Source organism: Paenibacillus darwinianus (assembly GCF_000598065.1).
GTDB lineage: Bacteria > Bacillota > Bacilli > Paenibacillales > Paenibacillaceae > Paenibacillus_I > Paenibacillus_I darwinianus.
Window position 1 is genome coordinate 1 of record NZ_KK082208.1, and the last position, 10552, is coordinate 10552.

Annotated in this window: 12 protein-coding genes; 9 read left to right on the top strand and 3 right to left on the bottom strand. The window is 56.3% G+C overall.

Annotated features, from left to right (window positions below):
- Window positions 1-64: 64 nt before the first annotated feature.
- The 4 genes from BG52_RS16705 to BG52_RS13720 all read left to right on the top strand — a co-directional run bounded on the left by BG52_RS16705 (window position 65) and on the right by BG52_RS13720 (window position 2030).
- Complete coding sequence (locus BG52_RS16705) at window positions 65-253, top strand: hypothetical protein (RefSeq protein WP_317628396.1); 189 nt, start codon at window positions 65-67, stop codon at window positions 251-253.
- Window positions 175-711, top strand: a complete 537-nt coding sequence (locus tag BG52_RS13710) for a WYL domain-containing protein (RefSeq protein ID WP_317628085.1) — start codon at window positions 175-177, stop codon at window positions 709-711. Before BG52_RS16705 ends, BG52_RS13710 begins: the two co-directional genes overlap by 79 nt.
- Window positions 712-752: 41 nt before the next feature.
- Window positions 753-1178 carry a hypothetical protein gene (locus tag BG52_RS13715; protein ID WP_036667495.1) on the top strand — a complete coding sequence of 142 codons (426 nt, stop codon included), beginning with the start codon at window positions 753-755 and terminating at the stop codon, window positions 1176-1178.
- A 291-nt stretch (window positions 1179-1469) separates the two neighbouring features.
- Window positions 1470-2030, top strand: a complete 561-nt coding sequence (locus BG52_RS13720; RefSeq protein WP_190287549.1) for a hypothetical protein — start codon at window positions 1470-1472, stop codon at window positions 2028-2030.
- A gap of 395 nt (window positions 2031-2425) precedes the next feature.
- On the opposite strand, the gene BG52_RS13725 is transcribed toward BG52_RS13720, so the two are convergent.
- Entirely contained in the window at window positions 2426-5032 is a 2607-nt protein-coding gene (locus BG52_RS13725) for an adenosylcobalamin-dependent ribonucleoside-diphosphate reductase (protein ID WP_036667497.1), read from the bottom strand.
- 380 nt (window positions 5033-5412) lie between these two features.
- On the opposite strand from BG52_RS13725, the gene BG52_RS13730 reads away from it, so the two are divergent.
- The 4 genes from BG52_RS13730 (at window position 5413) to BG52_RS13740 (ending at window position 8994) form a co-directional block, all read left to right on the top strand.
- A complete protein-coding gene (locus BG52_RS13730; RefSeq protein WP_051588127.1) occupies window positions 5413-7224 on the top strand; it encodes a DEAD/DEAH box helicase in 1812 nt (603 codons plus the stop codon).
- Window positions 7221-7691, top strand: a complete 471-nt coding sequence (locus BG52_RS13735; RefSeq protein WP_051602342.1) for a YqhG family protein — start codon at window positions 7221-7223, stop codon at window positions 7689-7691. Before BG52_RS13730 ends, BG52_RS13735 begins: the two co-directional genes overlap by 4 nt.
- 58 nt (window positions 7692-7749) lie before the next feature.
- On the top strand, window positions 7750-7896 hold the full coding sequence (locus BG52_RS16710) for a hypothetical protein (protein ID WP_317628086.1): 147 nt from the start codon (window positions 7750-7752) through the stop codon (window positions 7894-7896).
- A 189-nt stretch (window positions 7897-8085) separates the two neighbouring features.
- Window positions 8086-8994, top strand: a complete 909-nt coding sequence (locus BG52_RS13740) for a hypothetical protein (RefSeq protein ID WP_036667499.1) — start codon at window positions 8086-8088, stop codon at window positions 8992-8994.
- Here BG52_RS13740 and BG52_RS13745 read toward each other — a convergent pair.
- Complete coding sequence (locus BG52_RS13745; protein WP_223299024.1) at window positions 8985-9266, bottom strand: YqzE family protein; 282 nt, start codon at window positions 9264-9266, stop codon at window positions 8985-8987. The two genes, BG52_RS13740 and BG52_RS13745, sit on opposite strands and share 10 nt — an antisense overlap.
- Window positions 9267-9375: 109 nt before the next feature.
- On the opposite strand from BG52_RS13745, the gene BG52_RS13750 reads away from it, so the two are divergent.
- Window positions 9376-10089 carry an N-acetylmuramoyl-L-alanine amidase family protein gene (locus BG52_RS13750; protein WP_051602343.1) on the top strand — a complete coding sequence of 238 codons (714 nt, stop codon included), beginning with the start codon at window positions 9376-9378 and terminating at the stop codon, window positions 10087-10089.
- On the opposite strand, the gene BG52_RS13755 is transcribed toward BG52_RS13750, so the two are convergent.
- Window positions 10009-10552, bottom strand: a 544-nt coding sequence (locus BG52_RS13755; RefSeq protein ID WP_144340834.1) for a divergent polysaccharide deacetylase family protein, incomplete at its 5' end; no start/stop codon positions are given. The genes BG52_RS13750 and BG52_RS13755 overlap by 81 nt on opposite strands.

A 10552-nucleotide genomic window follows, 5' to 3' on the forward strand; every position in this document is an offset into this window, starting at 1 on the left:
TCAATCCAATCCGGGGATTTCGGCCAAGGAGCTGGCGGACAAATGCGAGACAACGGATCGTACGATTTATAGGGACATGCGGATTTTGGACTTGATCGCACCGATTACAAACGAGGGTTACGGAAAAGGGTACCGTTTTGTCGGTAATTTCGCCAAGAGAACAGTGCCAACTTCTTGCTGTCCATCATGGAAGCGATTATCGCCAGTAAGACGATCAGGGCTGTTTACCATACCCAGAGCCGGAATGAATTGACGGAGCGCCAAATTGATCCGTACTATTTGGTCCCGCGGGATCAACGGTTTTACTTGATCGGCTATTGTCATTCCAAGCAGGACATTCGCACGTTTCGTATAAGCCGTTTCCGCCATGTAGAGTTGACAAGTAATCGATTCGACAAGGGTGATTTTAACATTGCTCAGTATATGAAGCATACCTGGTCGATTGAACGCGGGGATTCTTTAATCACTTTTAAGATCAAATTCCAACCTGATGTCGCACGGTATGTGAGGGAAGAAGAATTGTTCGTGAGACCGAAGATGACCGATCTGCCGGACGGCAGCTTATTATTCGAGGTCACCGTCAACCACGAGCGGGAGTTTATGAATGGGGTGGTTCAGTACGGACCTTCAGCGGAGATTTTAGAGCCTGCATCTGTCCGGGAAAAGTTTAAGGAACAGCTACAGCGTTGGGGACAGTTGTATGGGCAGTAAGGTGCTGTTGTTGAAAGATAGACGAAAGGAAGGTATCCCTTTTGAAAATAGTAGGCACGTTTCTAAAGCGTTTATATGATTCAATCCGTAGAGAGCCATTTCGCCGCAAAATTATTATTGCTCCTTCCTACATCGAAGGACAGTCCTGGTTGATGCGAATATGCCGGGAATTAGGGCCGGTTATGAATGTGGAGGTCCAAACGGTTCAATCCTTTGTAAGAAGTCAGGTTCAGTTCTCCCTGTATCAACAAGGGCTGACTTTAATCGGGGAACAGCGGTCCTTTTGGATTATCCATCATGTCATGGAACAAATGGCTTCCAAGCCGGATTCCTACATCGCGGTGAATCAAGTAAAGCCTGGTATTGCCATGCATGTTCACCAAGCCATTATGGATCTGCGCCGTGCCGGAGTGAGAGCGGGGGAGCTTCGAGACGACCCCTTTATGAGCCAGCAAAAAGGCAGCTAGGTCAGAAAGGTGCTGTCAGCGTATGAGCGCTTTCTGAATCAGCGGAGCTGGATCGATTTCCCCGGCCTTTTGTCGCATATACCAACCCAATTGCCGGAAAACGTGGAGCTTATTCTGCCAGACCCTATGCCGCTTTCACCGGTTTCCGCTCGAATGCTGGAGCGGTTGTCAAACGGACGGATGACGAGGATTATAGCGGTTTCTTCCTTCACTGACGTCCAATCCACAATGCCGTTCGGAAAGGTTCAGTTCTATCATGCGACCGGAAGGCTGGCGGAGGTTCGCGAAGCATTGAGACGCATTATTCAGGGCCGGATGCCATTGGATGAAGTGGAGATGATCATACCGGATGCGGAATATGCGCTGGCCATTTTGACCATGTGTGCTTCTCTGGGTCTTCCCTGTTCCTTTGCAGACGGGCTGCCTGTGATCACATCCGAAATGGGAAGAGCCGCACATTTTCTGCTGAACTGGATGGAGTCCGGTTATCAGGTGCGGCAGCTCGTATCAATGCTACAGCAGCAATTGATCACGTTCTCCGATCGTGACCGAGGAATAACGAATGCGGATTGTATTCGAGCCCTGGAGAAAAGCGGAATCGGCTGGGGGAAAGAACGGTATATCAAGTTGCTGGGGTCAGGGCATGTTCGGTCCCAAGGAGATCCAGATGAAAGACCCGAAGAACGGGAGCGGACGGAACAACAACAGCGGAATGACGAGATCAAGAAGCATCTGACAAACCTCCTAGGAGAATTGTTTCCAGACGAAGCGGCGCTCTCTGTGAAGCCTAACGGTACGGACCACAAGCTTCATCGCCGCAAGTGGAGATGCATGCCGACCTGCGGCTGCTAAACAGCTGTTGAAATAGTGGTGGAGTCTGCCCTTTTTTGAAAATTGGTTTTCAAACCCTATTTCCCCAGCATCCCCGATCCGTATTTTAGCCAATCTCCTCTTCAACTGCCCTCGAATTCCGAAAGACTAGCACTTCAAGTCGCTTTTTACTCTCCTCACTCAGCGTATCCACAGGCGGATCAGCACATGGATGCGTGGTGCGTGAGCGAAAAAGCAGGATGGGACAAACTGAAATCCACGATTTGCCCTTCCGCGGCCTAATTTTAAAAACAGCTGTTGAAATAGTGGTGGAGTCTGCCCTTTTTTGAAAATTGGTTTTAAAACCCTATTTTTCCAGCATCCCCGATCCGTATTTTAGCCAATCTCCCCTTCAACTGCCCTCGAATTCCGAGAGACTACGAACACTTGCTATAGCCGCAGTTGCTGCAAGTCTTGCAGCCTTCCACATTCAGCAGCGAGGCCGAGCCGCAGGATGGGCACAGGTCCAGCGATGCGACCGGACCCGACTTGCCTGCCGCATAGCCGCCTCCGGTGACGACCGGCACTGCCGGCTCCAGCGCAGCCGCGATCGGCGGTACATGGTGGTGCATATGCCCAGCTTCTTCATGAGCCGCCACATGCATCTCCAGCGATTTAGCAACCGCGTCCGCAATCGATTCGACGCGGTTGGCGCCGAAGCCGATCGCGCCGGAACCGCCGATGCCCTTCAGGTGCTTGACCAGCAGCTTCACCTTGCTGCCATGGTCGCCGTAGCGCAGGAACAGCGAGCAGACGCGGCCAAGCGCTTCCGCCATGGCGAATACGTCCGAGCCGGCTTTGCCGACGTTCAGGAAAATCTCGCCCGGCGTGCCGTCAATGTCGTTGATGGTGATGTACGCCATGCCGAACGGCGTGTTCAGCTTGTAGGTCGCACCGCGCAATACAGACGGTCGGCGTTTGTACTGCTTGTCGAAAACTTGCTCCTCTTGCTTCGATACACCGGCATTCAGCGTCGCATTCAATCCGCCGACAGCTTCTTCGTCGCCCTCGGCAACCGAAGCATCCACTCCAGCCTCAGCCTTCGCTTCCTCGTCCTTCTTCGTGGACAAGACCTGCACGTCGCGGCTGCCGTCGCGATAGATCGTTACGCCTTTGCAGCCGAGGTCGAAGGCAAGCTCGTACAGACGTTTCGTATCTTCGACGGTGAAGTCCGCCGGAGCGTTGGCCGTTTTCGAAATCGAGCTGTCGACCCAACGCTGGATCGCCGCTTGTACGCGGATGTGATCTTCAGCCAACAGATCCATCGACGTTACGAAGTAATCCGGCAGATCCTGACCCGGATTCGCGTCCTTCCACTCCTGGGCGATCGGCACAAGCTGCTTGTCGAAGCCGAGACGGCTTTGACGATAATATTCGAATGCGAAGTACGGCTCGATGCCGGTCGATGTGCCGACCATCGTACCCGTGCTGCCCGTCGGCGCCTGGGTAATGACGGTAACGTTGCGGATACCGCGATTGGCAACCGCTTCGGTTACCTCCGGATAAACCTCGGCCATATTTTTCATGAATCCGCTCTGGAGGAACTTGTCGGCGATGAACTCAGGGAACGAGCCTTTCTCAGCCGCAATTTCCGTTGAAGCGAGATACGATTCCTTCGCGATGAAGCCGTACAGCTTGTCGAGGAACTCAAGCGATTCCGGGCTGCCGTAACGCACGCCAAGCTTGATCATAAGCTCCGCCAAGCCCATCGTGCCGAGACCGACGCGGCGCTCCGCCTGCTGGTTCTTCTGATTCTCTTCAAAATGATACGGCGTCTTGTCGATGACGTTGTCCAGGAACCGCACCGACCAGCGCGTCACTTTGGACAACTCGTCCCAAGCGACGTCGTTGTTCTCCGCATCGTAGAACTTGGACAGGTTCATCGCCGACAGGTTGCATACGCCCCAACCCGGAAGCCCTTGTTCCCCGCACGGGTTCGTACAAATAATCGGATTAAAATACCAGCTGTTCGACATTTGATTGTAGTATTCCATGAATACAACGCCCGGCTCAGCCGATTTCCAGGCCGATTCGATGATCGTGTGCCATACTTCGCGCGCCTGGACCGTCTTGTAATGCACGACCTTTTTGCCGAGCGAACGCCATTTCTCCAGGTCGCCGTCCCAAATCTCGTTATACTCGGGGTCCTTCGTGTCCGGGAAGACGAGATCCCACTCAAGATCCTCCTTCACCGCGCGCATGAAGTCGTTGCTCACGCATACCGACAGGTTCGCGTTCGTGACCGCGCCGGCCGTCTGCTTGACGGTGATGAAATCCATCAGATCCGGATGCCAGTCGTTGATCATCAGCATAAGCGCGCCGCGCCGGCTGCCGCCCTGCTCGATCAGGCCGGTCGTATAGCTGAAAAGCCCGCCCCATGATACCGCGCCGCTCGACGATCCGTTTACGCCTGCAACGACCGCGCGCCGCGGACGCAGCGACGACAGGTTGATGCCGACACCGCCGCCGCGGGCCATAATTTCCGTCATCTCGTTCAGCGTTTCCATGATGCCGCCGCGGCTGTCCTTCGGCGACGGGATGACGTAGCAGTTGAACAGCGTCAGCTCTTCGCTTGTGCCCGCGCCGGCCGCGATCCGGCCGCCTGGAACCAGCTTCCAATCGTCCAATATATAACGAAATTTCTCCGTCCATTGCTGCTGTTTCTCTTTCGTATCTTCCACGGATGCCATGGCGGCCGCGAGGCGGTCCCACATTTCCTCCGGTGTCTTCTCGATCGTAAGCGTCAGCTTCTCGACGGAGGTCTCGACGACTTCGCCGCTGCGGGTTTTCACTTTAACCGTACCGCCGCTGCGCTCGATGACTTCTCCGACTTCCTTCGCGGGAAATTTCGGGTCGTCCTTCGTCAGCGCGAGCACGACGTCTCCGACCTTCGTACCGGTCGTGTCCGCATTTTTCCACGCATACCGGTCCAGGAAAATTTTCTCGCTTAACCCTTCCAGCCGGCTTTTTTTCGTCGTTTTCACAACAACGCCTCCCGTCACATTGGTTGTTACGCGCACGCTTCGGCTATCCGCCGTTGTAAGCTTATGTAAAACATTACTACAAGATATTGTGTGCAAACACGATTTTACTACACTATATCTTGTAATTCCAACGTCATATTCACAAAAAAATAACGTTTAAGCTCTCTTAATCGAAGGAGAACGCGCGCAGGCTTTCCTTCTCGCACATTTACTCGGTTCAACAATTTTCGACAAACACGTACCGCATCCCCTGCCGCGGTCCATCGTCGCTGCCGACTCTCAATACCGCATGGCATCGTTCTACGCCGCCGCTTATTAATCTTACTAGGCAGGGCAATACTATACCATAATCCAACTTTTGGTTTGGAAAGGAGCCCCCTATGCTGCCGACCGACGGTGCCAACCAATCCGAACAACTGAAACCGGGCAAAAAGCTCCATCCGCACGCAGCGTTTCACGTTGACCGCACTTGGCTTGAAGAGCTGCAGAACCGCACGCTCCGCAATGGCCCTTGGGACGACTGGACGTTATTCCAGCTGACGGTCGAAGCCGAACAGACCAAGCTTGTCACCAGCTTCGATGAGCTGCAGTGCATGCGCTCTCTTCCCGCATTCGAGCCGATGGAGCACCAAATCTCGACCGCGCGCAAGGTGCTGCATGAGATGGGCGGGCGCGCCATTCTGGCCGACGAGGTGGGGCTCGGCAAAACGATCGAAGCCGGTCTCGTGTTAAAAGAATACCTCGTTCGCGGCCTCGTCCGCAAGGTGCTGATTCTCGTGCCCGCCTCGCTGGTGCTGCAGTGGGTACGCGAGCTGAACACAAAATTCGGCATTGCGGCCACCGCCCAGCGCAAGCACTACAGCTGGCAGAACGACATCGTCGTCGCCTCGATCGACACGGCCAAGCGCGAGCAGCACCGCGACTATCTGCTGAACTGCGACTACGATATGCTCATAATCGACGAGGCCCACAAGCTCAAGAACAAGAAGACGACCAACTACCAGTTCGTGCAGCAGCTTCGCAAAAAATATTGCCTGCTCCTCACCGCGACACCGGTGCAGAACGATCTCGACGAGCTCTACAACCTCATCACCCTGCTCAAGCCCGGCCAGCTTGGCGGCCAAAGCGAATTCGCAGCCAACTTCGTCGTCGACAAGCGCCTGCCAAAAAACGAGGACCAGCTGCAAAAGGCGCTCTCCGGGGTAATGATCCGCAACCGGCGGGGCGACGGCGGCATCAGCTTTACCAAGCGAATCGTGCGCAACGTCACCGTAGAACTGTCCCAGGAGGAAAAAGCGCTCTACGACGCGGTAACCGCGTTCGTGCGCGAGCGCTATGAAGAAAGCGGCGGCGACCTGATGAGCGCGCTGTCGCTCGTCACGCTGCAGCGCGAGGTGTGCAGCAGCCGGGACGCCGTTTTCCTCACGCTGGTCAATCTGTTCAAGAAAACCGCCGAGGATTCTCCCGTCCGCGCGAAAATATGGGAGCTGGTCAACGTCATCAAGCAGATACAATCGAACTCGAAAGGCGAGAAAGCACTTGAGCTGATCCGCGGCATGAATGACGAGAAGGTGATCGTGTTCACCGAATACCGGGCCTCGCAGGAATACCTGCTCCAGTTCTTCAAGCAGCATGGCATTCACGCGGTGCCCTACCGGGGCGGCATGAACCGCGGCAAAAAGGATTGGATGATGGATCTGTTCCGCGGGCGCGCGCAGGTGCTGATCGCCACCGAGGCCGGCGGTGAGGGCATCAACCTGCAGTTCTGTCATCAGATGATCAACTTCGACCTGCCGTGGAACCCGATGCGGGTCGAGCAGCGGATCGGACGCGTCCACCGGCTCGGGCAGGAGCACGACGTCAGGATCTACAACCTGTGCACGCTCGGTACGATTGAGGAGCACATCGTCCATTTGCTGCATGAGAAAATCAATCTGTTCGAGCTTGTCATCGGCGACCTGGACGATATTATGGAACGTCTGGAGAAAGAGGAGCAGCCGCTTGAGCAGCGCCTTGCCAAAATGCTGCTGGAGTCATCGGGCGACCACGAGCTGCGCAGCCGCATCGATACGCTCGGCAGCTCGATCAACCGGATCCGCACCGAAGCCCAGGAGGAGGCCCGCACAGCGGGCACGCCTCCGATCGGCACCATTCTGGACGGCCTCGGCCGAACGGTGGAGGTGCGGCCGTGAACGCAAAGCAGGTGCATAAATTCGTCGAGCGGTATCTGGAAGCGACCGGGTGCGCCGTGCTGGAGCGGTCGCCCGTGCATTTCAAGGTCAAGCTGTCGCCAGCCGCAGACCGCGCGCTCACGAACCGCCCCTACTACTGGGGGTTCGTGGACCGGACCGGAGCCGAGCCGGAGACGATGTCCTTTGTATTTGTGACCGATCCGGCCAAATACGAGGAAATCGAAGCCGCCTCCGCCAGACCGCCGCTGCCGCCGGGTTCCGACGCTATCCAGGCTGGCGTTCATTCCGCGTTGAACCGGACGTTCGGCCATGTGAGCGCTTCGGCGATCGGAGCGCGTATGCCCCGTGAGAACCTGTTCTACGGCAGCGGCCGAATGAATCAGCTGTTCGACGCTGTCCACCAGAACGGCAAATTCGTTTACCTGTTTCAGCAGCCGGACACGAAAGCGGCCCACCCGTTCGATTGAGGAAGCTGCGGCGCGGCTTTCCGGCGAGCTTAGGCAGCTCGGCGCGTATTATGAGCCGTTGCTTGAAAGCGCGGAAGAGGAGCAGCGCGCGGCGGTCTCGCTGCAATACGAGAACCGCAAGGCCGAGTTCGTCTGGCAGTTACAGCCGCGGGTCACCGCCTCTGTCATCAACTGCGGCGTCTTCCATCTGGCGGGAATTGAATAACGAAAGGCGATTCCACCGCTGCCGTAAAGTTCGCTCGAAATTCGCCAAAAACAGCCGAAAAACCGCTGATGGCCGCGACAGAGAGCAACAGTCTTTGCAGAGCTTGTCCATTACAATGAGAACGGCGGCGACAATAATCATGACGATGATGTTCTGCCCCATAAACGGCTCACGAAGGGAGAAAGAACGATGCGAAGATGGCTGCCTTTTTTCGCCGCGCTGATTTTGCTGTTATGCGCGGCTCCCTCTCTATATGATGATACGGCATCGGCGAGCGGCAACAACGTACCAGTCGACCTTGATGCGCAAATCGACGTCTGGGCCGCCGGATTGTCCAAGCAGCCGGGCTTTAAAATGCTCCCGGAAGCCGAAAGGCGCATCTCTGCGCTCGGCCCGGGAACCCGCGGCTGGCTCGTTACCTTCCATGGCGTGCAAGGCACCTTCGCATATATGATTGTCCATGCAATTGAAACGGGCGGCTATCGGCTAACCGAGTACGGCGCGGGCGACGGGCGGCCGTTCTCTCCCGCCGTCCTGCAGCGAGGCCTTGCCAATCTCGAAGCGCCGCTGGACGGCGCGAAAAAGCCTTTCCGTACGGAAAGGCTTTACGTTAATTCTATGCTGGCCGCGTGGCGTGTCTCCGTTCCGGGACAGGACCCGCCCGCCGTGTACGTGGACGCGTATAACGGCGAAGAACTGCCCGTGACCGATGAGGAGTGGCAGGCGGCTGCGCTTGAGGCGGAGAAGGCGGCCGCACGTACAACACCCGCCGATCCGGCCGGCCGCACGGCACAGAAAGCCGTCGTCCAGGCTCTTCGAACGAGCCCGTTTAACCCCTACGAACATATGCCGTGGCTTACGAAAAAGCCGTTGGACGTCAACAGCCGAAGCGGTGAAAAACTGCTGCTTGGCAAGCTTGAGAAGAGAGCGCAGCTTCGTCTGACCGCCGAAAAATTCAACGGTGAATGGCTCAGCGTGCTTCCCGTCACCGGCCTGCATATATGGGATAATGGAGACAGCTACGTGGCGGTGGATGAGCATGGAACGCGCTATGCGCCTTTTCGCGACATCCTGCTGTATACCCGTATTTATGATTGACGGATATCAGACTCTTTCGATACCGCCGCGGCGCGCGCCCTCTCCTTACGCAATTGACGGGCCTGCCACCACATGATGACGCCATACGGCGCCCATCCGAACCATCTGGCCAGCCACGGCTCGCGCCGCGACTTCGCCTCGGTCCGGATACGGCGCCGTTCTTCCGTCGGTGTTTCCATATACGCAACGAATCGTTTCGTCATAAACGACACATACTCTTTGCCGTCTTTTACCGCCATTTTCTCGTTCCTTCCCATCGCGAACGTACTCACTGAGTACTCTTATTATGCCCACCTGATTCCAAATGTAAACCTGTATAGACCTGTATAAAACTGTAATAATCGCGTACCCTAACGGCATTAACGTGACGGAGGGATATCAATGGCGGCTTACGGTCAAAAGCTTCCAGGCCGGCTGCGCACATTGTGCGCGATCGCAGCTTTATTGCTTATTGCCGCACCTGTATCTGCCGACAACGAAGCTGCGCCTCCGCGTTACGAGCGTTCGCTTCCGGAAGCCGAGGTGCTTATCGATGTCGGCCATGGCGGCGTCGACGGCGGCGCCGTTTACGACGGCATCATGGAAAAGGATATCAATCTGGCGATCGCCAAGCGGCTGTATCTGATGCTGGGACGATACGGTATCCGCGCTGTCATGAACCGCAGCGGCGATTACGCGCTTAGCGATGACAACCGCTGGCATCTCACACAGTCGCGCCACCGCAAGGACTTGTCGCAAAGGCGGCATCTGGCCGATGAAATACCGGTGCAGCTATTCGTCAGCCTGCACGTCAACTGGTCCTCGAACGGATCCGCGCACGGGCCGCTTTTGCTGCACCAGAATGAGGGCCGAAGCGCCCTGCTAGCGGCCTTCATTCAAAATTCGCTTAACCGGGAGCAGGGGCTTATCCGCTCACCGAGGTTGGGAAAGCCGTATTATTTGCTGCGGCGCGTACAAACCCCTGCCGTCATCGTGGAAACCGGATTCCTGAGCAATCCGCGCGACCGCAATGCGCTAATCGACCCGCGCGAGCAGCAGCGGGTTGCCACCGCCATCGCTGATGCCATTCGGTATTATAAGCTGATCGCGGAGTAAGCGGCGGACAACATCCGACGCACGCACGAATGTGGTGCTCCGTTTCAATCCGGGGATCGCGGCGGATAGAGCGGCTGCGGTCTTTTTGCCCTGCGGTCCGACGTGGCCGATTGCGATGCAAGTTCCCTGCTCGTTCAGCCGTTTATCGAACACGCTAAGCTGTTTCGCAATGTGGGAGGTCGTGTATACATCGTCGAGAAATACACTGTTGCGGATCACCGGGACGCCTAGCTCTTCACCGATCCGGGGAATGACCGATTTCCAAGCGGTTCGGCTGTCCAGAAAAAAAAGTCCGTGTTCCCGGCACACCCCGAGCACAATCCGCATCACCCGCTCATCGGCGGTCGCCTTTGAGCCCATATGATTGTTCATGCCGACGGCATAAGGCACATCCGCGATTGCCGCCTCTACCCGTTTGCGAATCTCGCCGTCGGACAAATCGGTTGTAATCGCACCGGGACCG